Source organism: Novosphingobium sp. BL-A-28-Hi1-0D (genome assembly GCF_055521755.1).
In genome coordinates, this window is the sequence record NZ_JBVFVV010000002.1 from 313,910 (window position 1) to 340,032 (window position 26,123).

Genomic DNA, 26,123 nt, shown 5'->3' on the forward strand with positions numbered 1-26,123 from the left:
GCGTTCGAGCAGGAGGCCTTGATTAGCCGATCTGAGCGTGCCGCGCTTGGTGGAGGAAGGGGAACAGGCACCACTGAGGAAAGCGGGTCGGACCGGCGGCGGAGGGATCGCTCCACCACCCCCGGTCCGTCATTGGCATCAATCGTAGATCGGGCGCAGTTCGTTATCGAGGTAGTACCGGGTCATCGCCATCGAGGCGAGCAGGTCGGGAGAACCGTCGTACTCGATCGACATCCAGCCTTTGAATCCGTGCTCCTTGAGCGCGTGATAGAGGCCCTTGAGATCGAGCGTGCCCATGCCCGGCTCCCAGAACCAGCGCGTGCCGTCGTCGGTGATTTCCGGGTCCTGCGAATAGCGCAGGCTTTCGGGCTGCGCTGATGAAGCAGTGTCCTTGAGGTGGAACGTGCTGATCCGGTCGTGATAGTCGTTGTAGAAGGTCAGCAGGTCCTCGCCCATGATCGAGATCTGGGCGGTATCAATGCAGTAGTGGACTAGCGCAGGGTCCGTGGACTCGATCAGTTCGCGGTGGTTGGTCAGGTTGATCGCGCAGAAGAACTCGTTGTGCAGGCCGATCTTCACGCCCTTGTCGGTGGCATAGCGGCCGATCTCGTTCATCACATGCGCGCACTGTTGCACTTCTTCGCGGCTCAAGTGGCCGCAGCCGAAATAGTTCTGTGTAGGGCAGGTGTTCATGTAGGTGCCGCCGAAGCGGACGATGGTGTCGACCGCTTCGCGGCCTGACTTCACCGCTTCATCGAAATGGCTGACATCGTGCGAGGCGTGGGCACCGTGGAACATGCCGATCACTTCGACGCCGCGATCCTTGGCAAAGGCGGTGAAGTTTTCGGGCGAGCCGAACAGCGGCAGGATGTCGACCATGTCCCACGGCGCGATTTCGATGCCGTTGAAGCCCAGCGCCGACTGGTATTTGAGGATGTTGTCCCAATCGGAATAGTAGGCGCTGTTGGTCTTGTCCTCGTAGTAGAAGTCGCGGAAGTTATCGATCTGCTTGTAGGGGATCGACTTCCAGTGGCTCATGTTGGCATATTGGATGTTGGGCATCTCGGAGGTCTCCGGCCTTAATTCTGAAGCTGATTGAGCAAGGCGCGCGTGCGCAGCAGGGCGCGGAACGGGTCGCGCGTCTGGCGGGCGCTGCAGACCACGGGGCCGCAGTAGCCGAGCTTGTCCAGCAGGGCGGCAATGCCGGGCAAGTCCACCGATCCGGTGCCGGGATCTCGGAAGACCTGCGTAGCGTTGCCGTGCGGGTGTTCGGGGTTTGGCGTTTTCCAGACTTCGCCCGTGTCGACGAAGCTGGTGTCGGTCAGGTGGACGCAGCCGACGCGGGCGATGTTGCCAGCGATGAACTGTGCAGGGTCGATGCCCGCAACGATAAGGCTTGCGGTATCGATATCGAGGCCAACGCTTTCCGGCAGGCCGGCGAGCAGCGGCAGGATGCGTTCACCGCCGAACAGGCTCCAGTATTCGTTGCGCAGGACGAGCTTGACGCCCAGTTCCTCGGCCTTGGTGGCAAGGCCGGTCAGAAGCTCGAAGGCGCGATCGGTGAACATTGCGATCTGTGCGTCGATGTCCGGGTGGTACTGCTTGATCCGCCCGTAATAGGGCGAGGGGCTGATGGCGAAACAGTCCGCGCCAAGGTCGGCCGCGTGGGCAAGAGCCTCGCCCGCAAAGTGGCCCGAGGCGCCGAAGTAGAAGTGGATGTTGTCGTTGCGCATGAACAGGTTGGGATCGAACGTCACCGCGGTGACGCGCTTGATCCCGCTGGCGGCCAGGACTTCGCTGTACCGGGCGGCGCTGGTGTACTTGGTGTTAATGCAATAGCGGTTCATTGGCACGCCGCTGCGACCGCCGAACTGCCATACCGGCTCATAGGGGATCTCGATCGAAGAGAACCCGGCCGTGGCGATCAGCGGGTAGAGTTCTTCCCAGAAGTATTTGCTTTCGAACCGGTTTCTGTTCGGTTCCTGATAGTGGCGATTGATAAGATCGAGGCTTATCGCGATGTCCTGGACGTTCATGGTCAACCTTCTGGCGTTGCTGCGCCGGGGAACGGGCAGCGGCGTTCGTGCATGATCGGGAAAGGGGTGGGGCTGGTGCAGGCAAGATCATCCGCGCCAGCCGGTGGGCTGGCGACAGGGCCAATGGCAGATGATGACTTTGACGCCGCAGACACAGGATCCGTTTCCCATTCCACGGCCCCGACGCGCCCGCGCGCTCGTTTGCCTGGCGAAGTTCGTCTTCGCTACTTTATAGAATTGTCATTCGCATATTCGTGGGTGCAGATCAACCGGAGTGGGTGAGCTAGGCCGCCGCAAGGGCATGGAACAGGCTCGACATCAGGATGGTGACCATGGCGAAGGGCCAACCGACAATGGCCCGTTTCCATTGCCGACCCCCGCACCGGTGAAGACTGCAATGCGCCCTGCGAAGTGCATCAGGCGCTTAGCGTGCCGAAGAAGGCGACGGCCTCTCCCTCGCTGACGACGTCGGCGTATTTGGCATTCATGTCGAACAGGTTGGCTTCGTGCGGAGCCGCGTGGCGGTCGCCACAGGCCTCGGCGATCACGGCGGTGCGGAAGCCATGGCTCATCGCATCGACGCAGGAGGCACGCACGCAGCCCGAGGTGGTGAGGCCGGTGAGCAGGACTGAGTCAACGCCCATCGCCGTCAGCGTCGAGGCGAGCGAGGTGCCGAAAAAAGCGCTTGGGTATTGCTTGGAGACGACCAGTTCGTCCTCGAACGGTTCAAGACCCGGGGCCCAAGCGCCCATCGGGCTGCCCTTGAGGAAGTTCCTGAGCGGCGCGGCCTTTTCGAAGAATCGGCCGCCGTCTATGGCGCTGAGGTGATAGACGACATTGGTCAGGATCACCGGCACGCCAGCGGCCCGCGCCGCTTCGCGCACGCGCAACGCCGAGGCGAGAGCATCTTCGACGCCGGCGTAGAGTTCGCAAGCCTCGTCGAAATACCCCATGCAAAAGTCGATCAGGATCAGCGCAGGCCGAGTGCCGAAACCCACACGCCGGTTATAGGCCTTCTTGTAGTTGGTCAGCAGATCTTCCGTTTCGCTCATGCTTAAAGGTCCTCGGGGTAAAGCCAGGGCTCGATCTTGCGCTGTCCTGCCTCGAACGCGGCGATATTGCGTTCACAGCGGCCCAGCACGCGGTCGGTTTTGTCCGATCTGTTGAACAGGGCAAGCAGTCTTTCGGGCGCTATCTCGAACGGCACAGGGAAGGCATTGCCGAATATGATGACCGGCGCTACGGTATCGATGTTCTCTTTCGGCATCGCGGCGGCATGGCCGATCATGATGGTTGACGTGGTCAAGCCACGTACTTCCGCGCATCCCATCCGAGCAAGTCTCGATCAGCGGCCAAGGCGCGAAAGGGCCAGACTTTGCGTTCGGGGGCTACGGTTGGGCGGGCTGGGGCCGGAACTTCGAGCAGGAAGGGCTGGGTGCATGGTTCCAGACCAAGACCATAATCGCCTGTCTCTGATTGCGCATGGTCGTGGTTGCTGTAAGTCAACGGCATGGTCCGCAAGCATGCAAAGCACGGTCGCTACGACGACTTCGACACGCCGGATGGAGAGGAAGCATCGCCTCCCGTGCTTTGTTGGCTCTGCCGACGGCCGACTGGCAGCACGATCGTGTGGCATCATCCGATACCCAAGAGCCGGGGCGGGCGCGATACCGTGCCGATGCACAGCATCTGCCAGCAGACGCTGATCGTGAATTTCACCAATTCCGAACTTCAGCGCATCGGCATGGATGTCGAAAAGCTGCTTGCCGACCCTGCCGTACGCAAGTTTATCGACTGGGTTGCCAACAAGGGCCCCGACTTCACTGCGACGATTGCCAAGAAGCAGCGGTGAGCTTGTGCATGTGCACTAACTGCCCCATGTTTTGTGAATATCGATAGATCAAGGCGGTAATGCAGGTGCGAGTGAAGAAGTGGGACAACAGCGCTTCAGCCCACATTTCAGCCTCGGAGTTTGCTGTCGCTATGCATTAGATCGAGCAGGCGGTACCAGGTCGGGCATTGTGCGAAGAGGATCTGGTGGCGTTAGCGACCAGATCCTCTTCGCGATTTCGCCATCTGTGCCAGCGCCTATCTCGTCGCCCTGGCCGTGGTGCATCTCCTCACCCCCCGACTTGCTCCTGCAAATGTCAGCTGAATTGGCCGCACCATAAAGGGCAATGCGTGACACTTTACCCTCGGGCAAAGTGTCACAAGGGACAAATGTTGGATTTGACTGTCGATTTCGGCGGTCTGTGGTCTGTGAGGGATTCACAGGAATCACGTTATGTGCTTTCTTGAATCACCAAATGTTCCAGACTGTGATCCTACCTGGCCCGTCCTCTCCCGGCGCGATGTCTTCTCTCCTTGATTGCCTTGCGCAGGCGAGCTCGCGTCCGCGCTATGCCTTCATGGTGCTGAGCCTCATTGCCGAAGCGGCCGATGCAAGCGGAGAGGCAGGGCCTTTCGTACAGCGCGGACGCCAGCAGGTGACCTTGCGGGACTGGCTCTGTGACAGTCTGGCTCCGATGGGCGGGCGCGATCCCCGTCGCATCGCCCTTGCCGAAAGGGTCAAGTCCGACCTGATTCTTGAGGACCGCATGCCGACAGACCCGGCAAAAGCGGCTGCGCTCGTCGAGGACGAGGTGCGTCAGCGCGTCCGTGCTTCAGGCAAGACGAACCTAAGCAGGGCCGTATCCGAACTGGTCGGGGCGGGGCTGCTGCGCCGTTACTACAAGGGCTACGCGATCGACCACGAGAACCGTGGTGGTCAGCGTCATGCGGTTTATGTGCTGCAAGGCATGGCACGTTGCCTTCTGCCGCAGTCAAGACCGGTGCCTGCGGCGCGCCGCATCGCGCCAGTGCAGGGTGAGTTGCGCTTTACCTGACGGGAACCGCTACGCCGACTGAACATTGAAGGCTGCAATGACACAGCCCCAATGGCTTTCGCTGGCCACTCTCGGCGGAATGATGGCGCTGTTCCTGTGGGGGCGCTTCCGATACGACGTGACTGCAGTGATTGCACTGTTGTTCGCCGTAGCAATTGGTGTGGTCAGCCCAAAGGCTGCATTTGCCGGTTTTTCTGACGACATCGTCGTGATTGTTGGTTCCGCGCTGGTGCTCTCCGCTGCGGTCCAGCGCTCCGGCATGATCGAAAGCGTGCTGCAATCGCTTGCCCAGCGCATCCGCAGTCCGCAAGGGCAGATGCTCGCGTTGTCGACGGCGGTGGGCGTATCATCAGGCTTCATCAAGAATGTCGGCGCGCTGGCGATGCTGATGCCCGGCGCCGTGCAGATGGCGCGGCGCAACAAGGCCTCGCCTTCGCTATACCTCATGCCGATGGCCTTTGCCTCGCTGCTCGGCGGTCTCACCACGCTGATCGGCACATCGCCCAACATCATCGTCAGCCGCGTCCGCGAGGAGATGACCGGCGAGCCGTTCCGCATGTTCGATTACCTCCCTACCGGGCTTGCGCTTCTGGCTGCGGGGCTGATCTTCCTCTCGATTGGCTGGCGATTGCTGCCGACCGACAGGCAGGCCGCCCAGGGCATGTCCGAGGCGATAAACATCTCCGCCTACGTGATCGAGGCGACTGTCAGCGAAGGCTCGCCCGTTGCCGGACTTACCGTGGCCGACTTCGTTGCGCGACATGACGGCGAAATCGAGGTCGCCGGCCTCCTGCGGGGCGATATGCGCGGCGCGGTCGCCCCCGAAACGCATATCGGCGAAGGTGACGTGCTGATCCTTAGCGGAGAGCCCAACCGGCTTGAGCAGGTCGTTGGGGCGGACCGGCTCGTCCTTGCAGGCGGTTCGGGCGGGGGCGGTTCGGGACAGGATGACGGAATCGGCGTGATCGAAGCGGTTATCCATGCCGATTCCGCCCTGATCGGCCGGACCGCAGGACGCCTGCAGATGCGCGATCGGCTCGGCGTCAACCTGCTCGCCATCTCGCGCGGCGGGGAGACGATCACCAACAAGCCCGGCAACACCGTACTGCAGGCTGGCGACGTCATCGTTCTGCAGGGGCAGCTCAATGTCCTGCCTGCGCGGCTCGCGGAAATGGGCGCGCTTCCGCTTGCCGAACGCAAGATCGGCTTGGGTTCGACGCGAACGCGCTGGCTTCCGCTGATCATTCTGGCGGGTGCGATGATTGCCGCTGGCAGCGGTTACGTCCCGGCAGCGCTGGCCTTCTTCGCGGCGGCCGGGCTCACCGTGATCTCCGGTGCACTGCCTGCCGACGATGCGTACAAGGCAATCGAGTGGCCGATCCTGATCATGCTGGCGGCGCTGATCCCGGTGAGCGAATCGCTGCAGACGACGGGCGCATCCGACGTGATCGCAAAGATACTGGCCGATCTTGCCGTCACGCTTCCAGCGTGGGGCGCGGTCGCGCTAATCCTCGTTGCCGCGATGGCCGTTACGCCCTTCCTCAACAATGCCGCCACTGTGCTTGTCATGGCTCCGATCGCGGGTGTCTTCGCCGAGCAGTTGCACTATCGACCGGAGGCCTTCCTGATCGCCACGGCCATTGGCGCGGGCTGCGATTTTCTCACGCCCATCGGCCATCAGTGCAATACGCTGGTACTCGGTCCTGGAGGCTATCGCTTCGGTGATTACGCGCGGTTGGGCGCGCCGCTTTCCGTGCTGGTCGTGCTGATCGGGACGCCGTTGGTCCTGTGGTTCTGGCCGCTTTGAACGCGGCTCAAAGCAAGCCGTCTCGCCAGCGCGCCAGTCGCCCAATAGCATCCTCCAGCATCGGCGCAGGCTTGCAGTGGCAAAGCCGTGCTATGTGCGTGGGCATGTGATCACCCTCCCACAGCGCGGACAGAGGGATCGAGGCAACTCGCGCTTCCCGAACCGCGCGCTCGCTGAAAGTCCGGTCGTCGAGTGCGATGCCCGAAGTCGGAAGGTCGATGCAGGCAAACCATGTCGCAACCGAAGGCAGGGTGACAAAGCCCTCCCGTTCAAGACCTTGCAGCAGGACCGCCCGCGTCTGCTCCCAGCTTGCTGTGCAGGCCTTGACGATTATCGACTGATCGAGAGCTTCGGCCACGGCAAATTGCAGCATCGGCGGCGTGGTGAAGGTGAGGAACTGGTGCGCCCGTGCCACGACCGAAGCCACCTGCGGCGCAGCGACGATCCAGCCCACTTTCCAACCCGTCGCGCCAAAGATCTTGCCCGCAGATCCGATCTTGACCGCCCGCTCCGCCATTCCCGGCTGGGTCAGCAGCGAGGCATGGGCAAGGCCGTCGAAGCGGACATTCTCCCAGACCTCGTCGCAGATGGCGAAGAGGTCGTGCCTCCTGCACACATCTGCAAGCATCGCGAGATCATCAGGAGAGGCAACCGTGCCGGTCGGGTTCAGCGGATCATTCAAGACCAGCGCACGCGTGCGCGGTGTGATCGCAGCCTCGATCACAATCCGATCATAGCGCCATTCCGGGGCCTGCAGCGCCACGAATACCGGCACGCCACCTGCGCGCCGGACAAGCGGGGCATAGGCATCGTAGGCCGGCGCAAACAGTAGGACCTCGTCGCCGGGGGAGACGACCCCGAGGATTGCGGAGGCGACCGCTTCGGTCGCCCCGGATGTTACGACTACGCTCTCAGCCGACAGTTCAAGCTCTTGCGTCCGTCCGTAGAATTCGGCCACAGCTTTGCGAAGTTCAGGGACGCCTGCCATCGGCGGATACTGGTGTGACCGTTCCGCCGAAGCCTTCGCCAGCGCTTCGAGCAGGGGCTGTGGCGGTGCGCCGTCAGGAAACCCCTGCCCGAGGTTGATCGCACCAAGATCACGGGCGAGGCCGGACATGTACTCGAAGATCGTGACCGGCATGCGGGCATAGATCGGGTGGAGGCGCAAGTTTGCAGTTGTCATCAAAGTGACCCTAACCGGGCCACACCTCTACTTGCAATGGCAAGCGCTGCGGCTACGGTCGCGCCCGAAGCAGCAATGAGCGATATGATGAGCGAACCACTTGTTCTTCACGGCTATTGGCGATCCACTGCATCGTGGCGTGTCCGGATCGCGCTGGGGCTTAAGGGTCTCGCATGGGAGGGCAGGGCACATGATCTGCGCACTGGCGATCAACGCGCGAGCGACTATCTGGCCCTGAATCCTCAGGGCTTCGTCCCCGCACTCGAAGTTGATGGTGCCGTTCTCACGCAAAGCCTTGCAATTATTGAATATCTCGACGAAATCTATCCAGATCCTCCGTTTCTCCCGGCAGAGCCTGTGGAACGGGCAAAGGTCCGGGCACTGGCGCAAGTGATCGCCTGCGATACTCACCCGGTGCAGAACCTCAAGGTTCTGAAGATGTTGAAGAAACAGGGGTTGGATCAGGCGGCTGTAGATACCTGGGCAATCGAGATCATCGAGCAGGGTCTTGCGGCCTGTGCCGATCTCATCGCCAATCGATCAGGTCCTTACTGCTTTGGCGACACTGTCACGCTGGCCGATATACTTCTGGTGCCCCAACTCGGCAATGCCAGGCGGTTCGGCGCACGGTTCGATTTCGGGCGCATTCCGGATATCGAAGAGGCCTGTGCAAAGCTTCCAGCGTTCGTTGCGGCAAGACCGGAATGTCAGTTAGATGCCGATATCGCCTGATTGCGGGCGGGATATGTTGCGATGCCGTTGATGCTGGACGATGGCCAATCGGTCGAAACCGGCCCTTACACAAGTGCTGAACCCAATCCGACGCGAATATCTGCTCCAGACATCGCCTGCTATGATAATGGTTTCAGTCATTTTTTCGTTCCGGGCCATAAATGATACAACGACGTGCGTACCGAGCGCTTTGCAATGGTCACAAGGCAGAGGCTGAGCCTGGAGCGGGTCTTCCAAATGAGACCATCCATGACGGTTTCGCCCTGATCTGATCTGCATGAAATCAGGGGCAAGCGCTGCGGTTCGGCCTGAAGGGACCAGGTTCGCGCTGAAGGGGTGTGCAGTCGTCCGGCTTTGGTCGTTTGGCGCAGGAAGAATGTATGCCTGCTGAGCGTTGAGGATCCCAACACTTGCGATGCTGCTCCACGGTCACGCAAGTTGTGCCGATCGCAAGGTCATCGCCCCTTTTGTCACGCCGAGGGAGTGCGTGCCGCAAAAGACCCATGGGAATGCGCTCTCCGCCTCGCGGCTCTCAGTAGGTAAAACCCGCTCGTTCCCGACCAGCGAGTCCTTTGTGCGCCTGCTCGAGGTTGACGCAGGCATGGGTCCACAAGCATCGTGGGTCGGACATCATGTGAAGAAAGTTTGGTCGAGATGGCGCCTCGCGCGCGGTGCCTGGATGGCTGAAAAACAGAACCGACACAAAAGGTTGCACGGCACGAAGGCGCGGCGAACGGACGCTCGCATACGGCACAGGATTGCGATAACGCCAACCCTCCGTCGGCACTTTGCTTGCGTCAGAACTTTCCAGGGATTTGACCATGGATTTCCTTGACCAACTAACCCGGTTCCTGTTCCAGACCGGACTGCCGCCGCACGGCTTCTGCCTGCTCTGGGAACCCGGACTGGTCTGGACACACGTGGCCGCCGACGCCGTGATCGCGCTCGCCTACTACTCCATCCCTGTGGTCTTGTGGTTGTTTCTCAAGCGCCGTCCCGATCTTGAGTTCGGGTGGGTGCTGGTCTTGTTTGCGGTGTTCATTCTTGCCTGTGGTACGACGCATCTGATCAGCATTCTCGTGCTCTGGGTTCCCGCCTACGGCATCGAAGCATTCGTGAAGGCGATCACAGCTGGCGCGTCGATCGTGACGGCAATTGCCCTATGGCCGCTTTTGCCAAAGCTGGTCGCCGTGCCTTCTCCGGCCCAGTTGCAGGTTGCGCTCGATCGCCTGCACGCCGAAATGGCCGTGCGAGAGCGGGCCGAGGAAATGCTGCGTCAATCGCAGAAGCTTCAGGCCGTGGGGCAATTGACCGCGGGAATCGCCCATGACTTCAACAATCTGCTCACGGTGGTGACCGGCAACCTTGAGCGCCTGCAGCGCTACTCGGGCGATGAACAGCAGGCGGCGCGCAGCATCGACAACGCGCTTGTTGCAATCGAGCGCGCGGCGAAGCTGACAAGCCAGTTGCTGGCTTTTGCGAGGAAACAGCCCTTGTTGGTCGAGCCAGTGGACGTCAATCAGACCGTCCGTGAGCTTTGCCCCATGATCGAGCGGACGGCAGGTGGCAACGTCGTGGTTGACGCCAAGCTTTGGCCTGAAGATCTGGTGATCGAGATCGATCAGAACCAGCTTGAAAGCGCCTTGCTGAACCTTGCGCTCAATGCGCGTGATGCGATGCCGTCGGGCGGTTGCCTCGAGATCGTTACGGCACGCAAAGGTGATCAGGTGACGGTCACCGTTGGTGACACTGGTACTGGCATGGATAGCGACACCCTCACTCGCGCGACAGAGCCATTCTTTACGACGAAACCCGTGGGCGCAGGAACAGGTCTGGGATTGAGCCAGGTCTATGGTTTTGTCACACAAAGTGGTGGACAGGTCGAAATCCAGTCGAGCGTCGGAACCGGAACGAGCGTGACGCTTTCTTTTCCCCGAAGTAAGGGAGGGGCCGATGACTCGCATTCTGGCGGTTGATGACGAACCACTGTTGCTGGAACTTGTTGTCGACGAACTCGAGATGCATGGTTTCGTCGTCCAAGCTGCCGCTGACGGCGAGGCGGCAAAGGCGTTGCTAGCCTCAAATTCCGATTACGATGTGCTTGTGACCGATCTTCGGATGCCCGGCAAAGTCGACGGGCTGGCGCTTGCGCGATACTTCCTCGATCATAATGGAGTTGGTCGGGTAATCTACGTGACTGGCTTTGCCGAAATCCCGCAGACCTTTTCTGCCAGGGAGACGCTGCTGCGCAAACCGTTCCGGATGGGGCAGCTGGTCTCGCTCATTGAAGCGACCTTGTGATCAAAGCAGGCGGGCAAGGAAGCGAGCCTGCCGATCACTACAATGCCGGACTGATGTTCGAACCTTGCAAGACCCTGAGCACGCACTCGCCCTCAGGCCCGCAGACGCCAGCCGGTCTTGAAGATCCAGGCGATGACCGCGACGCACAGCACCATGAAGGCCACTATCATAAAGAGACTGAAACCGACACTGACGTCGGACTGGCCATAAAACGCCCAGCGAAACCCGTTCACCAGATAGACAATGGGATTGAACATGGTCACCGTCTGCCACGCCGGCGGGAGCATCTTGATGGAATAGAAGGTACCACCAAGAAATGTAAGTGGCGTGATGATCATGATCGGCACGACCTGAAGCTTCTCGAAACCGTCAGCCCATAGCCCAAGTATGAATCCAAACAGGCTGAAGCTGATTGAAATCAGGATCAGGAATGCAGCAGCCCAGAATGGGTGAACGATCACTATGGGCACAAACAACCGGGCTGTAGCCAGAATTATCAGGCCCAGAATAACCGATTTGGTCGCAGCAGCGCCGACGTAGCCCATCAGTGCTTCGAATGCCGAAACCGGCGCCGACAGAAGTTCATAGATCGTGCCCGTGAAGCGGGGCAGGTAGATACCGAAAGACGCGTTTGAGACGCTCTCGGTCAACAGCGCGAGCATGATCAGACCAGGGACGATGAAGGCTCCGTAGCTGACGTTGTCGATCATCTGTATCTGTGATCCAATCGCTGATCCGAACACGATGAAGTATAATGATGTCGATATGACCGGTGCTGCGAGGCTTTGGAACAATGTTCGAAGCGTACGACCCAGTTCGAATCTGTAGATGGCGCGCACCGCATGGACGTTCATGCCTGCTTCTCCACTAGGCCGACAAATATCTCTTCAAGCGATGACCGCGAAGTGTCGATAGACCGAAAATCAATGCCTGCGACGAAGAGATGCTTGATCAGGGCTGCCGCCCCGGTTGCGCCATCTCCCTTTCCGCTCAGCGTAAGCACTAACGATGCGCCATCTTCCGCCAGAGCCAGCCCTTCAAGCGCAAGTTCCCGAGGCAATGTGTTGAGTGGCTTGGCTAGGCCAATGGTCACTCGCGTCCGACCGAGTCTTTCCATCAGCGCGTGCTTCTCGTCGATCAGGATGATCTGGCCATCATCGATCACGCCGATGCGATCAGCCATTTCTTCGGCTTCTTCGATGTAGTGCGTCGTCAGGATAATCGTGACGCCCTTGTCGCGCAGGCGGCGCACCATGTCCCACATATCGCGACGTAGTTCGACATCGACGCCGGCTGTCGGTTCATCAAGGAACAGGATCGTCGGCTCATGCGACAGTGCCTTGGCAATCAGGACGCGGCGCTTCATGCCACCAGATAGTCCGGCAATCTTGGTATTCCGCTTGTCCCAAAGCGAAAGATCACGCAAGATTCCCTCGACCAGCGCAGGATTGCGCGGCTTGCCAAACAGGCCCCGGCTGAAATTGACTGTGTGCCACACGGTCTCGAACATGTCGGTTGCCAATTCCTGCGGAACCAGCCCGATCTTGGCCCGCGCCGCACGATAATCCCGCGCGATATCGTGGCCATCTGCGATCACCGATCCGACTGTTGCCTGGACGAGCCCGCAGACGATGCCGATCAGTGTCGTCTTGCCTGCGCCATTGGGGCCAAGCAGCGCAAAAATCTCACCGCGAAAAATCTCAAGATCGACCGATTTTAAAGCCTTGAAGCCCCCTTGGTAGGTTTTGCCGAGGCCTTTGATGGAGACGATCGGTTCCGGAGTCTGAGATGCCATTCGCGTTAATTGGCAACGATATCGCGATAACGCCAGCGTGAATGTCGGCTATCACATGGATTTGGTTGGAGATGGATGCAGGCGCCTCGTCAAGCGTAAGGCCAAGGCGACCAGCGAACAAGGCGCAACTATTGATCAGGTCTGCAGGGTCGCTTTTGTCCGCTCACAAAGCTGGCTTGCGAAGATTCATTATCGACCTGACTGCGACGTTCTGCAGCAAATGTGGACTCCCAGCCGTTGTACCACATGCGTGCATCATTGCGGGCCACCGAGAAACGAGTTGCAGAAAGCTGCTTTTCGAACCTCGAAGCCTAAGGTCGTTGGGGTATCTGCGGGCCGTGGCTTGTCATGGAAGACATGCTAGACATCGCTTCATGACATGCATCCACAAGCTTTCCGGTATCGTCGACGTCGGCGTGTTTAGATACGCGTGGGAGCTGCGGAGCGAGCCGCAGTGGAGCGAGACCGAAGGTTGGAAAGGTATGACGATCGCCTTGCAGCGCCAGCACACAAAGCGCGGAGCTTTGCTGGAATTCCCTCCGCCCAAGCGCTTGCTGAAAGGTATGCAACGTGGCCGCCTCCAGATTAGCGACGCGCTCGTAATCAGGGGCATTCAGGCAGCTTTGCACGCAGGCTGGGAGCCCGCGTCGAGGGGAAGGCCGATTGTTTTCGTGGTCGATGCTGAAGGCAACTAGCGACAGACGTCGGTGCTGCGGCAAAAATGCCTTATGCTCGTTTCGTCAAATGCGTGGAAAGCTGAGCAGGTCTGCATCGCGCTGGAATCTGTTTTGGCTGAGCAGCCCCTGGTTTTCCAGACGCCTTTCGCCTTCAAAATCTGCAGCCGTTCGGGTTCGACGGTTGACAGCACCCGTTCCTGACCAAGCTTGCGCACCGCGTAATAGGCCATCTCGACGTAGTCAAACACGTCCTGCCAGGGCTTCCTCGCGAGATTTATTGGTGCGGCAGCGGATGCACTCACGCTTGAGTGACGAGAAGAAGCACTCGGCAACCGCGCTGTCATGGCAATTGCTGCGTCGGCTCATCGAGTGCTCAAGATCGTGAAATGGATGAACGCAGCCCAGTCGACGCTGGTGAGCTGCGGGCCCTGGACCGAGTGGATGAGCACCTGGCGCTTCGGCTTGCACCGCCATACCGCCATGTGCAGCGCCTGCATCGACCAACCCATCGCGCGGTGTGATAGCAGATCAATCACAAAAGCGAGATAGGCAAAGCCATCCAGGGTGCGAATGTAGGGAATGTCTGTCACTCAGGCCGGGTCTTGCGAGGCAACATCGAAGTGGCGATCCAGCGTATTGTTGACCGCCATGGTGGACATGCTTGCGTAGCTGCCAGGTCGGCAAATGTAGCTGATCTGTGCTCTGATGCCTGCCAGCCTGGTCAACCGGGCAACGCAGTTTGGGCAGCAGGTCGCATCATGATTTAGAAGGACATCGCGGAGCTTGCGGAAGCCATAGACTTTGCCCGCTGGCTCTTCTGGCAGGCATGGAAACCACCGGGCTGGATGCGCAGGCCCCGACACATCGTTCGGACCCTGCACCGGTGACGATGCTCGGCAATGAACACGGATTTCACTTTCTATCGCTGGCGAGATACGCGCTTGCATTTCTAAGATGTCGGGCTCCTCGGTCACCCGGGCCCACTCGCGCTTCAGCTGACGGATCTCAGCATCCTTGCCGGTATCGCCGGATACAACATTCCCAAGCTGACGCTTCAAGGTATACAGCGCGTGCAGACTGACGCCGAGCCGAGACCTCCGTTACCGGATGGCCGCGCTCGGTGATCTGGGCCATCGCCTTACGCTTGAATTCATGGCTCAATTTGGCATCCCCCATCTTTGCCTCCTATCCTAAAATCAGGGCCGACGGCGTCCGGAAATCGAGGGGCTGATCAGTCATTCGTCATGACCCTGGGTCACAGGTGAGCTGCTGTGAATCCAGCTTTTGGGATTGGGTCTTCTCGACGTCTATTCTACCGATTGCTGTTCCAGCACCGAAAAATCCCCTTTGGGCGGTTGAACAAACTGATTGCAGATGCAATCACCCCCACCAAAGGAGACAGCGACAATGGCAGGCATGATACCGTTCGATTGGGAAGACGCGCTCGGGCTCGACAGCCTGCTGAGCGATGACGAACGGATGATCCGCGATGCCGCGCGCGCCTTTGCGCAGGACCGGCTTGCGCCGCGCGTGATCGATGCCTTTGCCAACGAACATACCGATCCTGCGATCTTCCGCGAAATGGGCGAGCAGGGCCTGCTCGGCGTGACGCTGCCCGAAGACTATGGCTGCGCGGGCGCGGGCTATGTGTCCTACGGCCTTGTCGCGCGCGAGGTCGAGCGTATCGATTCCGGCTACCGCTCGATGATGAGTGTGCAGTCGAGCCTCGTGATGTTTCCGATCTACGAATATGGATCGGAAGAGCAGCGCCGCAAGTATCTGCCCAAGCTTGCCACCGGAGAATGGATCGGCTGCTTTGGCCTGACCGAGCCCGATGCCGGGTCCGACCCCGGCGGGATGCGCACCAATGCGCGCAAGGTCGACGGCGGATACGTCATCAACGGCGCCAAGACGTGGATTTCCAACGCGCCGATTGCCGATGTCTTCGTCGTCTGGGCCAAGAGCGATGCGCACGATGGCAGCATTCGCGGCTTCGTGCTGGAAAAGGGCATGAAGGGCCTTTCAGCGCCCAAGATCGAGAACAAGGTCTCTTTGCGCGCCTCGATCACCGGAATGATCGTGATGGATGAGGTGTTCGTGCCCGACGATGCGCTGCTGCCCAACGTGCAGGGCCTCAAGGGACCGTTCGGCTGCCTCAATCGTGCGCGCTATGGCATCTCGTGGGGGGCGCTGGGTGCGGCGGAGTTCTGCTATTCCGCAGCGCGCCAGTATGGCCTTGATCGTCACCAGTTCGGCCGGCCGCTTGCCGCAACGCAGCTTTACCAGAAGAAGCTGGCCGACATGCTGACCGAGATCACGCTGGGCCTTCACGCCTCGCTGCAGGTCGGCCGGTTGATGGACGCAGGGCGTTTTGCGCCCGAGATGATTTCCATCGTCAAGCGCAACAATGTCGGCAAGGCGCTCGATATTGCGCGGATGGCGCGCGACATGCACGGCGGCAATGGCATTTCCGGCGAGTACCAGGTGATCCGTCACATGGTGAACCTCGAGACGGTCAACACCTACGAGGGCACGCATGACGTCCACGCGCTGATCCTCGGCCGCGCCATCACCGGGATCGCCGCTTTCTGACCTTATTACTCTGCACGGTAGCGATTCCAGCGCGTCTGGACTAAGGGCGCGCCATGGAATCGCCCGTCACCGTTGCCGCGCTCTACCGCTTCGCCCCGATAGCCGATTGCGCAGCCCTGCGCGATGCGCTGGAGACGGTGTGCAAGACGCAAGGCATCAAGGGCACGCTGCTGATCGCCCGCGAGGGGATCAACGGCACGATCGCGGGTAGCGCCGATGGCATCGCGCGGGTGGTGGACTTCATCCGGGCCCAACCAGATTGTGCCGAGACGGACGTGAAGTATTCCGGTGCGTCGGAAATGCCGTTCTATCGCATGAAAGTGCGGATCAAGCGCGAGATCGTGACGATGGGAGAGCCGGACGTCGATCCGCGCGCCAGCGTCGGCGCTTATGTCGCGCCGCAGGACTGGAACGCCCTGATTTCAGACCCCGATACGATCGTGATCGACACCCGCAACGACTACGAGGTCGCGGCGGGCACCTTCGAGCGGGCAATCGACCCGCAGACCGCGAGCTTCCGCGAGTTCCCCGAATGGTTCCGGCGCGAGCGCGAGCGTCTGCTGGGCGAGGGCAGGGCACCCAAGGTCGCCATGTTCTGCACTGGCGGCATCCGCTGTGAGAAGTCGACCGCGTTCCTCAAGGCCGAAGGCGTCGAGGAGGTCTATCACCTCAAGGGCGGCATCCTGAAGTATCTCGAGGAAGTGCCCGAGCAGGAAAGCCTGTGGCACGGCGAATGCTTCGTCTTCGACGAGCGCGTGACCGTAGGCCATGGCCTTGTGCAGGGGAGCCACGTGCTCTGCCGCGCCTGCCGCCGCCCGGTGAACATCGAGGGGCAGAGCCACCCGCTTTACGAGGAAGGGGTGTCCTGCGCCGCCTGTTACGATGAACGCACCGACGAACAGCGCGCCTCGGCGCGCGAGCGGGACCGGCAGGAGAAACTGGCCCGCGCGCGCGGGCGCAGTCACATTGGCGCAGTGCTCAGCACGAACTGACGAAGGCGACGATCTCGTCGGCGAGGCGGCGGTCGGACGTGCCGACGTGCATCGCCAACGAATAGTGGTTGTGGCCGGGGATGATCATGCCAGTGGGCATGGTGCCGTGCCGTTCAAGGCGCTCCTCCATCAATCCGAGAAATTCGGCCTGAAAGCGCGGTGGATCGTATTGCGCACTGGCAACGAACAGCGGGATCGTGGTCGATGCGACAGCCTCACGCGGCATCCGCTCAGGATATTCCGCATTCGGGCCGTAGTAGGGCTCGTCCCGCTCATCGAGCGGCGTGTAGCCATAGAGGCCTGACAGCAGCACGGCTCCCGCGACTGGCAGATCGGGCCGCAGCTTCAGCGCAGAAGCGATATGCACCGCACCTGCCGAAGTGCCGACGACCACGATCCGCGCCGGATCGCCGCCATGCGCGGCAGCATTGGCCCGCAGCCATTCGACCGCCAGCACCACGTCCTCGCCACCGTCGGGCCAGCGGGCTTCGGGCAGGAGGCGGTAGTTCATCGCCGCACCGAGGAATCCGGCCTCGGCCATGGTCCGGGCGAAGGCGGCGTTCTGCCACGACGCCCCCTCAGTCCCAGCTCCACCCTTGTCGCCGATACGAAAGCCGCCGCCGTGGACGAAGAGAACGACGGGAAGGCCCGCAGCCTTGCTCGTCCGATAGAGATCGAGCAGGTGCCGCTCATGCGGACCGTAAGCGCAATCGCCAGCCAGCACCGGCACCCGAGCGGCAAGCTCCTGCTGTCCGGCAGCAAGCAGCACACGGACCTGCTCAACCACTTGCGGGCTGAGCGTGGTGCCCATGGCAGCGATTGCGTCCCTGATCATTTCTCGTCGATCACCGGGTTGGTCAGAGTGCCTACCTTGCCGATGGAGACTTCGGCGACGTCACCGGCCTTCATGTAGAGCGGCGGATTGCGCTTGTCGCCGACGCCGCCCGGCGTGCCGGTGGCGATCACGTCACCCGGCTCCAGCGTGGTGAAGGTCGAGCAGTATTCGATGATGAAAGCGATATCCCAGATCATGTCCGACACGGGCTGGTCCTGCACAAGCTGGCCGTTGATGCGGGTCTGCACCCGCTGGCTGGCGATGTCGGGCAGTTCGTCCGGCGTGACCAGCGCAGGGCCGAAGCCACCGGTGCCGGGGAAGTTCTTGCCCGGGGTGAACTGGATGTTGTGACGCTGCCAATCGCGCACAGAACCGTCGTTGAACACCGAATAGCCCGCGACGTGCTCCATCGCCTTGGCGCGGGTGATGCGGCGGCCGCCCTTGCCGATGACGACGGCGAGTTCGCCCTCATAGTCGAAGCGGGTCGTCTCGGGCGGGCGCACCAGCGGCTCGCCATCGGCGATCAGGCTGTCGGCCCAGCGGGTGAAGATCGCAGGGAACTCCTTCTGGTCGCGCCCGGTCTCGGCGACGTGGGTCGCGTAGTTTAGGCCGACGCAAAGGATCTTTTCCGGATTCGGGATCAACGGCAGCAGGCGCACGTCGGCGCGGGCGTAGCTGGCCGTGGTCGCCAGCGCGGCAAGGTTCCCCGCCACGGCATCCTTGAGCCAGGCGGCAGTCCCTTGGCTCCCAAGGTCGTGCACGGTCTCACCATCGAGGCGGCCGAAGCTGGGCGTGCCGTCCGGACGGCGGAAGCTGATGTAACGGGCCATGGTCTTTTCTCCCCCTGAGCGGGCTTGTGCGCGAATGTGTCGTGCGTGGCCTTTCGAACCGGCCAGTGCAAGTGCGGCAGCGCCGCCGACAAATCCGCGCCGGTTGAGTTTCAAAGCGGTGCGGCTTCCCAATCGCGGCGGCAGCGGAAGCGCTCTTCCGCGACGCGAAGCCCGGCGAAATCCTTGTCCGATATGCCCCACTGGTCGATGCGATTCTCGGGCCAGGTCCACTCGTCCGGCTCGCCGGTGCGATAGTCCGCCGGAACCTTCTCGACGGCGGTGGAATACTCGATCACCGGGCCGAACGGCGCGATGTAATAGGCATAGACGTTGTCACCCGGTCCATGACGCCCGGGCCCCCACGCGGGCGCAAAGCCGTTGTCGCGCATCCAGCCGATGCCGCGCATCACCGCGTCGAGATCGTCCATCTCGAAGGCCACGTGGTTCAGGCTGGCAAAGCCTGCACGGGCAAAGGCCGTGGAATGGTGGCTGTCGTTGCAACGCACGAAGACCATGCCCTTAGTGCGGTCCGAGACGCGGAAGTCGAGTACGTCCTCGACCGCGTGGCCCAGCAGCTCGGCATCGGCCGAGTTGAACACCACGTGGGTGAGCTTGACCGGCGAAACGCGCTTGCTGGCCTTGGAGAAGCCTTCGATGGGAGCAACTTCGCCGGCGCCTGCAAGGAAGCGCAGGATCGTGCCTTCGGGCAGCTCAACGAGCAGCCCTGCGCCGTCGCCCGGATCGGCCGACGTCACTGGGCATGCGGCCCAGCCCTTTGCACTGACGCGGGCCTTGATGGCGGCCAGTTCCTCGTCGCTGCACACGAATGTGGTCGAGCGAACGAACTCGTCTTCCGACGGTTCGAAGGCGACAAGGTAGGGGAAGGTGCCGGTGCCGCGCAGGTAATGCGTGTCGCCTCGCACCTCGGCGGGCGAGAGGCCCCAGATGTCGACCATCCAGGCCGCCGCTCCTGCGGGATCGGGTAGGGCCAATTCGATGCTACGCAGCTTCACTTCTGTGTCTCCAGATTGAACCCGGCGGCATGGAGGCCTGCCAGCGCGCAGAGTTCGTCACAATCGCCGGTATCGCCGCTGATACCGACGGTGCCGATAACTTCATCCTGATGCCGGATCAGCACGCCGCCGGGCGAGAAAGCGATATTGCCGCCGACCGCCACGCTGACGCTCTGGAAGAACGCCGGGTTGCCCTTGGCGCGTTCGGCCAGCACGCGGGTATCATCCCCCATGCCGAGCGCGCCCATCGCCTTGGCGCGGGCGATGTCGTGGCGGAACAGGCTCGCGCCATCCTCACGGGCGAAGGCGACCGGGTGGCCGCCGGCATCAAGCACGATCACGGCGAGCGGCTTGGCATTGCGCGCGCGCGCTTCGGCCAGCGCAGTGGTGACGATGGTCTGGGCTGCAGCGAGTGTCAGGCTCATGCCTCGATCTCCTGCCTGAAGCCGAGCAGCGCATCGCACGCGGCCAGCAGGTCGGCGGCCTTGCCGGTGCCGAACACGCAGTGATCGGGGCGAACTAGCACGGCTTCCGCGCCCTTGGCATCGAGCCACGCCAGCACCGCGCCATTGTCGGGCAGGTCGGCGGCGGCAATCGCGCCCTCGTCGGCACCGCTATCCCGCACGAACAGCCGCCAGCCCTGACCGACCAGATCGTCGAGCTTGCGCCCGTCGGTCAGGATGGGCTGGATGAAGCGCTCGCCCGCAGCCGGTGTGCCCGCCGCGATGAAGCCGGTACTGATCGCCGGGATCAGATCCGCCGCAGTCTCGCCGGCTTTCTGCGCAGCCTGCGCGCGGATATTCGCATCACGCGCAGCGGCCTTGGCGGGATCGAGTTCGCAGATATAGCGGCCCGCAGCCACCGCTGCGCCGATCACGCCCCGCACGTGCGGGGCGCGCTCTGGCTGGTAGGTCGCAAGAATCGCCTCGTCCGCACCGTCATTGACGATGGCGGCCATCTTCCACGCAAGGTTGGCCACATCGCGCAGGCCGTGGCACATGCCCTGGCCGAAGAACGGCGGGGTCTGGTGCGCGGCATCGCCTGCGAGGAACACGCGGCCGACCTGCCAATGCTCGGCCACCAGTCCATGAAAGCGATAGGTCGCGGCGCGCACGATCTTGTGCGGCACTTGCCTCATCCATGCCCCGACGAGCGCGGCGACATTCTCCTCGCGCATCATCTCGGCATCGTCCTCGTGCGGCAGGAGCATGAACTCCCAGCGGCGATGGCTGCGACGTCCGGGCACGACTGTGGCCGGACGCGCCGGATCGCACATCATCACCGACAGGCGCTGCAGGTCCACGCCTTCGGGCACGCCGGTCAGCGGCGGGAAGGTCACCGGGCCTTCGACCTCGGCATCGACCACCAGCCACGGCTCCTCGAAATCGAGGTCGTCGAGTTTCACCCCCAGCGTCTTGCGCACCGGACTGCGCGAGCCATCGGCGGCGATCACCCAACGCGCGGTCAGGCTGCGCTGCACGCCATCCTGCGTGTAAGACACCGTCACGCCGTTATCATCCTGCGAAAGCGAAGTGAACTCCGCCCCCGTCAGAAGACCGATCCGGCCATTGTCGGCAAAGGCCGCGCGCAAGTGCGCCTCGAACTCGGGCTGGTAGAAAAAGTAGTCGTTCGACCACCCGAAGGGCTTGGGCTTGCCCACCGTGCCCATGTAGCGGATCACCCCATGGTCCGCACCCACGTGCAGATGCCCGTCCGTCGCCACCATGTCCGGAAGCACGCGGTCGATCACGCCCGCCGTCTGGAACAGGCGCATCATCTCATGATCCAGATGTACCGCGCGCGGCAAGGGATAGTGTTCGGTCTCCTTCTCGAGCACCACCACAGACAAACCTTGCCTTCCCAGAAGGTTGGCAGCCATAGCTCCGACAGGGCCGCAACCAATGATCGCAACGTCGAACATCGTTGTCATCACGCGGCAGCCCCTTCGGCCGCCTGGGGAGTCTTGTAGAGAGTACCGCCCTTCATGATCATCACGAGCTTGCTCTTGTCCTGAAGGACGCGCACGTCCTGCGTCGGGTCCCCGTCGACGAGAAGGAGGTCGGCGAGCCAGCCTTCCTTGATGCGTCCGACTTCAAACCCCATCAGTTCGCCACCTAGCGCAGTGGCGGCCTTGAGGGCTTCGGGGGGCGTATAGCCGAAGTGGTCGACGAAGATCTCGAGGTCGCGCACGTTACGGCCAATGGGATTGAACGGAAAACCATAGTCCCCGCCAATCAGGATGCGCATGCCGCGCGCCTTGAGCGCCGGGACTAGCTTCGATTCCAGCTCCATCCGCTCTGCCGCGCTCTTCTTCATGTGGCTCATGTCGATGTGTGGAGGCGGGGTGGCTTCCAGCGCGGCGATCGAAACGCCGGGTGAGGGGGCGTAGAACGTGGTGTCTTTGGCCGCGATCATGGCGTCGGCGGCGGCCTCGTCGGCATAGGAGGCGTGATAGATGATCCGCGCGCCTGCCTTGAGGGCAAGCTCGATGGCCTTGGGGTAGTATGCGTGCGTTGCGATCCAGAGCCCGGCCTCGCGCGCTGCCTCACCCGCTGCTTCCATTTCCTCGTCGGTATAGAGCACGTCCTGCGCTGAGCCCGGCTTCAGGGCATCCTCGCCCGAGACGACAAGCTTGAGCGACCCGATGCCCTGGTCCTTGCAGTAGGCCACGAACTTGCGGATGGCTTCGGGCCCGCGCCCGTTGAACACATCGCCGGTCTCCACGCCCTCGGCACCTTCCGGGCTGCGCTCGAGCGTCGAGGGGATCAGGCGGGGGCCGGGCGTTTCCCCGGCGTTGATCGCCCTTGCCAGTTCCACCTCGATGCCATCGCCCAGCGCGCCTGCCGAATAGGCGCTGGTAAAGCCATGATCGAGCAGCACGCGGGCATTGCGCCACGCGGCGATCTTCAATTCCTCGGGAGGGAGGATGAACTGGTGATAGATCTTCTCGACCGAGGAGCCCCAGGTGAGATGGGCATGGGCCTCGACCATACCGGGCATCAGCGTGCGCTCAGCCCCTTCGATGACCGTTGCGGCACCGGCGTCGTCCAGTCCGTCTGCCGATTCGGCGATGGCCTTGATCCGGCCATCCTCGACAAGAACTGAGCCAAGGCTCGCAAGACTCTGTTCGCCATCGAAAATCCGCACGTTGCGGATGAGCGTCGTCATCGGCAGTTCTCCCACTTTCCGTCAACCCGCGTAGCGGTCTCTATCTCTCACGAAAAGTATTGTTCTGCGATGATAGTATAGGACGACGCTATGGAACTTCGACTTTAGAACCGATAATATATCTTATGTAAAATATGTTCGCTACGAAGGCTTCCCCAAATGGCAGGTCTCGCCTGGACGATGCCGGGGCCATACCGCAACCATGCCAACTGCTTCTCCACCCGAACAGGTAACCGTCTGGTACGACGGCGCCTGTCCGCTCTGCTCGCGCGAGATCGCGATGATACAGCGGTTGGACCGTGAGGGTGCGATCGATTTTGTCGATATTGCCGACCCTTACGCGCCATGCCCGGTCGATCGAGAGCTGGCGCTTGCGCGCTTTCACGTGTCCGAAGGTGGCCGCGTTCATTCGGGCGCGGCGGCCTTTGCGGCGATGTGGCGGGCGGTTCCGACCTTGCGCTGGCTGGGCCTGTTGGCACGCTGGCGTCCGGTCGAGTTGGTGCTGGAAGGCGCCTATCGCGCGTTCCTGAAGATTCGCCCGGCATTGCAAAGGCTTATGAAATGAGCGGATCGCGTTATCGCAAGGTGCCGACGGCGCGGCTGTCGCGATTTGCTGCGTTTGGTCAGCTGGCGGGAGGCGTTGCCGCCAATATGCTGGGCGAAGGGGCGCGGCGACTGGCGCGGGGAGAAGCGCCAAAGCTGTCCGAGCTTCTGCTAACCCCTCGAAATGCCACGAGAGTTGCAGACCAGCTCTCGCGCCTGCGCGGCGCTGCGATGAAGCTTGGGCAGATGATTTCGCTCGACGCCGGAGACGTCCTGCCGCGCGAACTGACCGAGATTCTCGCGCGTTTGCGGGACTCTGCGCACTACATGCCGCCTACCCAGCTCGAGAAGGTGCTGAATGCGCAGTGGGGCGCGGGCTGGCGGACGAAGTTCCGCAGTTTCGGCGCGCAGCCCATCGCGGCCGCCTCGATCGGACAGGTCCACAAGGCCGTGCTGCCTGATGGCCAAGTGCTTGCAATCAAGGTGCAATATCCCGGAATCGCGGCCAGCATCGACGCTGATGTCGATAACGTGGCAACGCTCCTGCGGGTGTCCGGACTGCTGCCGCCCGGCCTTGATGTAAATCTCCTACTCTCCGAGGCAAAGCGGCAACTCCACGAGGAGTCCGACTATCTCCGCGAGGCAGAGATGATGCAAAGCTATGGCAGGATGCTGGCGGGCGAGGACGCCTTCCTGATCCCCCGCCCCTACGCGCCCCTCTGTGGCAAGAACGTCCTGGCGATGGATTTCATTGAGGCGCGTCCCATCGAATCCCTCCTCGCCGCCCCTCTCGAGGTGCGCAACAAGGCCATGGCGGCGCTGCTCGACCTGACCTTGCGCGAGCTTTTTTCATTCGGCTTCATGCAGACCGATCCAAACTTCGCCAATTTCCGGTGGCAGCCCGAGACCGGCAAGCTGGTGCTGCTAGACTTCGGTGCGGCGCGCGAGGTTCCGGCGGGGACGGCCAAGGCTTACCGGCGGATGTTGCGGGCGGGCCTGGCGGAGGATCGCGCGGCCTTGCGGTCAGCGCTGGTCAACGTGGGTTTCGTTTCGGACCAACAGGTTGCGCGCCATGGGGCGGCGTTCGACCGGATGCTTGACGTGCTGATTGGGCACCTGGGAAAGCCGGGCCTGTTCGACTTTTCCGACCGCTCGTTCGTCGAACGGGTACGCGCCGAGGCCGAAGCGGTGGCGGCCGACCGCGCCTCCTGGCACATTCCGCCGGTCGACACGCTGTTCGTGCAGCGCAAGGTCAGCGGCACCGCGCTGCTGGCGATCCGCATGAGAGCGCAGCTGCCATTGCGTGAAATGGTGGCGCAGGCCATCGGAGAGTCACTTTCCACGGGCGAAATGACATTATGATGTGATTTGGATTGACCTTTGCCACAGCGATGTGCGACATCGCGACTCATGGCACAGGACATTGTGGCGCGTGCGCGCAAGCTCATCGAGGATCGGGTCATTTCGCGGGCGGCGCTTGCCCGTGCGGCAGGTCTTCATCCCAACACCTTGCGCGATGCGCTCTCGCCGGACTGGAACCCGACCGCCGACACGCTGACCAAGCTCGAACGCGCGATGGACGATAGCGACGACGACGATTTCAGCCTCGCCACGGTCGAGGAAATCATCGCGGACGTGCGCAACGGGCGCATGGTCATCCTGGTGGACGACGAGGATCGCGAAAACGAGGGCGATCTGGTGATCCCCGCGCAGATGGCAACGCCGGAATCGATCAACTTCATGGCCACCCATGGCCGTGGCCTGATCTGCCTTTGCCTGACCAGCGAACGTGCCAACAAGCTCGGGCTCGAACTGATGAGCCGCAACAACGGCACGCGTCATGGTACGGCCTTCACTGTCTCGATCGAGGCGCGCGAGGGCGTGGATACCGGGATTTCGGCAGCAGACCGCGCCCGTACCGTTGCCGTGGCGGTGGATGCCAACAAGGGTCAGGACGATATCGTCACGCCCGGCCACGTCTTCCCGCTGATCGCGCGTGATGGCGGCGTGCTGGTGCGCGCGGGGCACACCGAGGCCGCTGTCGACCTGCCGCGTCTTGCCGGCCTCAATCCTTCGGGCGTGATCTGCGAGATCATGAACGACGACGGCACGATGGCGCGCATGGACGACCTGATTCCGTTCGCACGCAAGCATGGGTTGAAGATCGGCACGATCCGCGACCTGATCGCCTATCGCCGCAAGCATGACCACCTCGTCGAGTGCCTCGATCAGGCGCCGTTCCACACCGACTACGGCGGCGACTGGACGATCAAGACCTATCGCAACAAGGTCGACGGCTCGGTGCACCTGGTGCTGCAAAAGGGCCCGATCGTGGCAGGCAAGCCGACGCTGGTGCGCATGCACTCGATCTCGGTCCTGTCCGACGTGCTTGGCCAGCCCGGCCCGCGCAAACGCATCCTTCAGCGCGCGATGACGGAAATCGGCGAAGCCGGTTCGGGCGTGATCGTGCTGCTGATGCCGACCGATCCCGAGCAGCTGCAGCGCGAAGTGAGCGGCACCGCCGGCCACGACATGGAGCTGCGCAGCTATGGTATCGGTGCGCAGATCCTTGCCGACCTTGGCATTCACGACATGGTGCTGCTGACCAATTCGCACCACAACCTTGTGGCGCTGGAAGGTTATGGCCTGAACATCGTGGGCGAGCGGGCAATTCCTTCGGCTTGAGCCGGGTGACCGGTACTGGTCGTCTTCAAGCACTTCGTCATTGCGAGCC

25 protein-coding genes and 1 pseudogene are annotated in these 26,123 nt (G+C 62.0%); 12 read left to right on the forward strand and 14 right to left on the reverse strand.

Annotation, left to right across the window (positions count from 1 at the left end):
- Positions 1-138: 138 nt before the first annotated feature.
- The 4 genes from ACZ1JW_RS19070 to ACZ1JW_RS19085 form a co-directional block, all read right to left on the reverse strand.
- Positions 139-1,062: a sugar phosphate isomerase/epimerase family protein gene (locus ACZ1JW_RS19070; protein WP_465142913.1), complete on the reverse strand. Its 924-nt coding sequence runs from the start codon at positions 1,060-1,062 to the stop codon at positions 139-141.
- A gap of 17 nt (positions 1,063-1,079) precedes the next feature.
- The gene (locus ACZ1JW_RS19075; RefSeq protein WP_465142914.1) at positions 1,080-2,036 is read right to left on the reverse strand and encodes a sugar phosphate isomerase/epimerase family protein; all 957 of its coding nucleotides are present in this window, start codon (positions 2,034-2,036) and stop codon (positions 1,080-1,082) included.
- Positions 2,037-2,452: 416 nt separating this feature from the next.
- Positions 2,453-3,088 (reverse strand): isochorismatase family protein, encoded by a 636-nt coding sequence (locus ACZ1JW_RS19080; protein ID WP_465142915.1) that lies wholly within the window; start codon positions 3,086-3,088, stop codon positions 2,453-2,455.
- Positions 3,089-3,090: 2 nt separating this feature from the next.
- Complete coding sequence (locus ACZ1JW_RS19085) at positions 3,091-3,342, reverse strand: hypothetical protein (protein ID WP_465142916.1); 252 nt, start codon at positions 3,340-3,342, stop codon at positions 3,091-3,093.
- Positions 3,343-3,546: 204 nt separating this feature from the next.
- Between ACZ1JW_RS19085 and ACZ1JW_RS19090 the strand changes: the two genes are divergently transcribed.
- From ACZ1JW_RS19090 to ACZ1JW_RS19100, 3 genes are all read left to right on the forward strand, one after another.
- Entirely contained in the window at positions 3,547-3,888 is a 342-nt protein-coding gene (locus ACZ1JW_RS19090; protein WP_465142917.1) for a hypothetical protein, read from the forward strand.
- Positions 3,889-4,387: 499 nt separating this feature from the next.
- Positions 4,388-4,921: a hypothetical protein gene (locus ACZ1JW_RS19095; RefSeq protein WP_465142918.1), complete on the forward strand. Its 534-nt coding sequence runs from the start codon at positions 4,388-4,390 to the stop codon at positions 4,919-4,921.
- Positions 4,922-4,958: 37 nt separating this feature from the next.
- Positions 4,959-6,728, forward strand: coding sequence for an SLC13 family permease (locus ACZ1JW_RS19100; protein ID WP_465142919.1), 1,770 nt, complete (start codon positions 4,959-4,961; stop codon positions 6,726-6,728).
- A 7-nt stretch (positions 6,729-6,735) separates the two neighbouring features.
- Here ACZ1JW_RS19100 and ACZ1JW_RS19105 read toward each other — a convergent pair whose 3' ends face one another.
- On the reverse strand, positions 6,736-7,911 hold the full coding sequence (locus ACZ1JW_RS19105) for an aminotransferase (protein ID WP_465142920.1): 1,176 nt from the start codon (positions 7,909-7,911) through the stop codon (positions 6,736-6,738).
- Positions 7,912-7,986: 75 nt separating this feature from the next.
- Here ACZ1JW_RS19105 and maiA point away from each other — a divergent pair, with 75 nt between their 5' ends.
- The 3 genes from maiA to ACZ1JW_RS19120 all read left to right on the forward strand — a co-directional run bounded on the left by maiA (position 7,987) and on the right by ACZ1JW_RS19120 (position 10,944).
- Positions 7,987-8,643, forward strand: a complete 657-nt coding sequence (gene maiA, locus ACZ1JW_RS19110; RefSeq protein ID WP_465142921.1) for a maleylacetoacetate isomerase — start codon at positions 7,987-7,989, stop codon at positions 8,641-8,643.
- Between the two features lie 821 nt (positions 8,644-9,464).
- A complete protein-coding gene (locus tag ACZ1JW_RS19115) occupies positions 9,465-10,619 on the forward strand; it encodes an ATP-binding protein (protein ID WP_465142922.1) in 1,155 nt (384 codons plus the stop codon).
- Positions 10,597-10,944 carry a response regulator gene (locus ACZ1JW_RS19120; RefSeq protein ID WP_465126525.1) on the forward strand — a complete coding sequence of 116 codons (348 nt, stop codon included), beginning with the start codon at positions 10,597-10,599 and terminating at the stop codon, positions 10,942-10,944. The genes ACZ1JW_RS19115 and ACZ1JW_RS19120 overlap by 23 nt, the downstream gene beginning before the upstream one ends.
- Positions 10,945-11,036: 92 nt before the next feature.
- On the opposite strand, the gene ACZ1JW_RS19125 is transcribed toward ACZ1JW_RS19120, so the two are convergent.
- Entirely contained in the window at positions 11,037-11,798 is a 762-nt protein-coding gene (locus tag ACZ1JW_RS19125; RefSeq protein WP_465142923.1) for an ABC transporter permease, read from the reverse strand.
- The gene (locus tag ACZ1JW_RS19130) at positions 11,795-12,739 is read right to left on the reverse strand and encodes an ABC transporter ATP-binding protein (RefSeq protein WP_465126527.1); all 945 of its coding nucleotides are present in this window, start codon (positions 12,737-12,739) and stop codon (positions 11,795-11,797) included. The genes ACZ1JW_RS19125 and ACZ1JW_RS19130 overlap by 4 nt, the downstream gene beginning before the upstream one ends.
- A gap of 374 nt (positions 12,740-13,113) precedes the next feature.
- Between ACZ1JW_RS19130 and ACZ1JW_RS19135 the strand changes: the two genes are divergently transcribed.
- Positions 13,114-13,434, forward strand: coding sequence for a hypothetical protein (locus ACZ1JW_RS19135; protein ID WP_465126528.1), 321 nt, complete (start codon positions 13,114-13,116; stop codon positions 13,432-13,434).
- Between the two features lie 119 nt (positions 13,435-13,553).
- Here the strand turns inward: ACZ1JW_RS19135 and ACZ1JW_RS19140 are convergent.
- Positions 13,554-14,592, reverse strand: a pseudogene (locus ACZ1JW_RS19140) (IS3 family transposase); the annotation flags it as partial.
- Positions 14,593-14,823: 231 nt separating this feature from the next.
- On the opposite strand from ACZ1JW_RS19140, the gene ACZ1JW_RS19145 reads away from it, so the two are divergent.
- The gene (locus ACZ1JW_RS19145) at positions 14,824-16,008 is read left to right on the forward strand and encodes an acyl-CoA dehydrogenase (RefSeq protein ID WP_465126529.1); all 1,185 of its coding nucleotides are present in this window, start codon (positions 14,824-14,826) and stop codon (positions 16,006-16,008) included.
- Positions 16,009-16,061: 53 nt separating this feature from the next.
- Entirely contained in the window at positions 16,062-17,000 is a 939-nt protein-coding gene (gene trhO, locus ACZ1JW_RS19150) for an oxygen-dependent tRNA uridine(34) hydroxylase TrhO (RefSeq protein WP_465142924.1), read from the forward strand.
- Here the strand turns inward: trhO and ACZ1JW_RS19155 are convergent.
- The 6 genes from ACZ1JW_RS19155 to ACZ1JW_RS19180 all read right to left on the reverse strand — a co-directional run bounded on the left by ACZ1JW_RS19155 (position 16,987) and on the right by ACZ1JW_RS19180 (position 22,846).
- Positions 16,987-17,835, reverse strand: coding sequence for an alpha/beta hydrolase (locus tag ACZ1JW_RS19155; protein ID WP_465142925.1), 849 nt, complete (start codon positions 17,833-17,835; stop codon positions 16,987-16,989). The genes trhO and ACZ1JW_RS19155 overlap by 14 nt on opposite strands.
- A complete protein-coding gene (locus tag ACZ1JW_RS19160) occupies positions 17,832-18,665 on the reverse strand; it encodes a fumarylacetoacetate hydrolase family protein (protein ID WP_465142926.1) in 834 nt (277 codons plus the stop codon). Before ACZ1JW_RS19160 ends, ACZ1JW_RS19155 begins: the two co-directional genes overlap by 4 nt.
- Before the next feature lie 110 nt (positions 18,666-18,775).
- Positions 18,776-19,678 carry a VOC family protein gene (locus ACZ1JW_RS19165; protein WP_465126533.1) on the reverse strand — a complete coding sequence of 301 codons (903 nt, stop codon included), beginning with the start codon at positions 19,676-19,678 and terminating at the stop codon, positions 18,776-18,778.
- A complete protein-coding gene (locus tag ACZ1JW_RS19170) occupies positions 19,675-20,103 on the reverse strand; it encodes a GlcG/HbpS family heme-binding protein (RefSeq protein ID WP_465126534.1) in 429 nt (142 codons plus the stop codon). Before ACZ1JW_RS19170 ends, ACZ1JW_RS19165 begins: the two co-directional genes overlap by 4 nt.
- Positions 20,100-21,599 carry a bifunctional 3-(3-hydroxy-phenyl)propionate/3-hydroxycinnamic acid hydroxylase gene (locus ACZ1JW_RS19175; protein ID WP_465143116.1) on the reverse strand — a complete coding sequence of 500 codons (1,500 nt, stop codon included), beginning with the start codon at positions 21,597-21,599 and terminating at the stop codon, positions 20,100-20,102. Before ACZ1JW_RS19175 ends, ACZ1JW_RS19170 begins: the two co-directional genes overlap by 4 nt.
- A gap of 8 nt (positions 21,600-21,607) precedes the next feature.
- Complete coding sequence (locus tag ACZ1JW_RS19180) at positions 21,608-22,846, reverse strand: amidohydrolase family protein (protein WP_465142927.1); 1,239 nt, start codon at positions 22,844-22,846, stop codon at positions 21,608-21,610.
- A 202-nt stretch (positions 22,847-23,048) separates the two neighbouring features.
- On the opposite strand from ACZ1JW_RS19180, the gene ACZ1JW_RS19185 reads away from it, so the two are divergent.
- From ACZ1JW_RS19185 to ribB, 3 genes are read left to right on the forward strand one after another with little or no spacing between them, the layout of a single operon-like run.
- Positions 23,049-23,411, forward strand: a complete 363-nt coding sequence (locus tag ACZ1JW_RS19185; RefSeq protein WP_465142928.1) for a thiol-disulfide oxidoreductase DCC family protein — start codon at positions 23,049-23,051, stop codon at positions 23,409-23,411.
- A complete protein-coding gene (locus tag ACZ1JW_RS19190) occupies positions 23,408-24,751 on the forward strand; it encodes an ABC1 kinase family protein (RefSeq protein ID WP_465142929.1) in 1,344 nt (447 codons plus the stop codon). Before ACZ1JW_RS19185 ends, ACZ1JW_RS19190 begins: the two co-directional genes overlap by 4 nt.
- 48 nt (positions 24,752-24,799) lie before the next feature.
- Positions 24,800-26,074: a 3,4-dihydroxy-2-butanone-4-phosphate synthase gene (gene ribB, locus ACZ1JW_RS19195; protein WP_465142930.1), complete on the forward strand. Its 1,275-nt coding sequence runs from the start codon at positions 24,800-24,802 to the stop codon at positions 26,072-26,074.
- Positions 26,075-26,123 lie beyond the last annotated feature (49 nt).

Excerpts from the sequence above, each read along its gene's own strand:
- ribB (WP_465142930.1), top strand. The coding sequence starts at position 24,800 with ATGGCACAGGACATTGTGGCGCGTGCGCGCAAGCTCATCGAGGATCGG.
- ACZ1JW_RS19120 (WP_465126525.1), top strand. The coding sequence starts at position 10,597 with ATGACTCGCATTCTGGCGGTTGATGACGAACCACTGTTGCTGGAACTT.
- trhO (WP_465142924.1), top strand. The coding sequence starts at position 16,062 with ATGGAATCGCCCGTCACCGTTGCCGCGCTCTACCGCTTCGCCCCGATA.
- ACZ1JW_RS19185 (WP_465142928.1), top strand. The coding sequence starts at position 23,049 with ATGCCAACTGCTTCTCCACCCGAACAGGTAACCGTCTGGTACGACGGC.
- ACZ1JW_RS19070 (WP_465142913.1), bottom strand. The coding sequence starts at position 1,062 with ATGCCCAACATCCAATATGCCAACATGAGCCACTGGAAGTCGATCCCC.
- ACZ1JW_RS19145 (WP_465126529.1), top strand. The coding sequence starts at position 14,824 with ATGGCAGGCATGATACCGTTCGATTGGGAAGACGCGCTCGGGCTCGAC.
- ACZ1JW_RS19115 (WP_465142922.1), top strand. The coding sequence starts at position 9,465 with ATGGATTTCCTTGACCAACTAACCCGGTTCCTGTTCCAGACCGGACTG.
- ACZ1JW_RS19075 (WP_465142914.1), bottom strand. The coding sequence starts at position 2,036 with ATGAACGTCCAGGACATCGCGATAAGCCTCGATCTTATCAATCGCCAC.
- ACZ1JW_RS19180 (WP_465142927.1), bottom strand. The coding sequence starts at position 22,846 with ATGACGACGCTCATCCGCAACGTGCGGATTTTCGATGGCGAACAGAGT.
- ACZ1JW_RS19090 (WP_465142917.1), top strand. The coding sequence starts at position 3,547 with ATGGTCCGCAAGCATGCAAAGCACGGTCGCTACGACGACTTCGACACG.
- ACZ1JW_RS19100 (WP_465142919.1), top strand. The coding sequence starts at position 4,959 with ATGACACAGCCCCAATGGCTTTCGCTGGCCACTCTCGGCGGAATGATG.
- ACZ1JW_RS19160 (WP_465142926.1), bottom strand. The coding sequence starts at position 18,665 with ATGGCCCGTTACATCAGCTTCCGCCGTCCGGACGGCACGCCCAGCTTC.
- ACZ1JW_RS19190 (WP_465142929.1), top strand. The coding sequence starts at position 23,408 with ATGAGCGGATCGCGTTATCGCAAGGTGCCGACGGCGCGGCTGTCGCGA.
- ACZ1JW_RS19080 (WP_465142915.1), bottom strand. The coding sequence starts at position 3,088 with ATGAGCGAAACGGAAGATCTGCTGACCAACTACAAGAAGGCCTATAAC.
- ACZ1JW_RS19130 (WP_465126527.1), bottom strand. The coding sequence starts at position 12,739 with ATGGCATCTCAGACTCCGGAACCGATCGTCTCCATCAAAGGCCTCGGC.
- ACZ1JW_RS19105 (WP_465142920.1), bottom strand. The coding sequence starts at position 7,911 with ATGACAACTGCAAACTTGCGCCTCCACCCGATCTATGCCCGCATGCCG.
- ACZ1JW_RS19135 (WP_465126528.1), top strand. The coding sequence starts at position 13,114 with ATGACATGCATCCACAAGCTTTCCGGTATCGTCGACGTCGGCGTGTTT.
- ACZ1JW_RS19170 (WP_465126534.1), bottom strand. The coding sequence starts at position 20,103 with ATGAGCCTGACACTCGCTGCAGCCCAGACCATCGTCACCACTGCGCTG.
- ACZ1JW_RS19095 (WP_465142918.1), top strand. The coding sequence starts at position 4,388 with ATGTCTTCTCTCCTTGATTGCCTTGCGCAGGCGAGCTCGCGTCCGCGC.
- maiA (WP_465142921.1), top strand. The coding sequence starts at position 7,987 with ATGAGCGATATGATGAGCGAACCACTTGTTCTTCACGGCTATTGGCGA.
- ACZ1JW_RS19155 (WP_465142925.1), bottom strand. The coding sequence starts at position 17,835 with ATGATCAGGGACGCAATCGCTGCCATGGGCACCACGCTCAGCCCGCAA.
- ACZ1JW_RS19175 (WP_465143116.1), bottom strand. The coding sequence starts at position 21,599 with ATGTTCGACGTTGCGATCATTGGTTGCGGCCCTGTCGGAGCTATGGCT.
- ACZ1JW_RS19125 (WP_465142923.1), bottom strand. The coding sequence starts at position 11,798 with ATGAACGTCCATGCGGTGCGCGCCATCTACAGATTCGAACTGGGTCGT.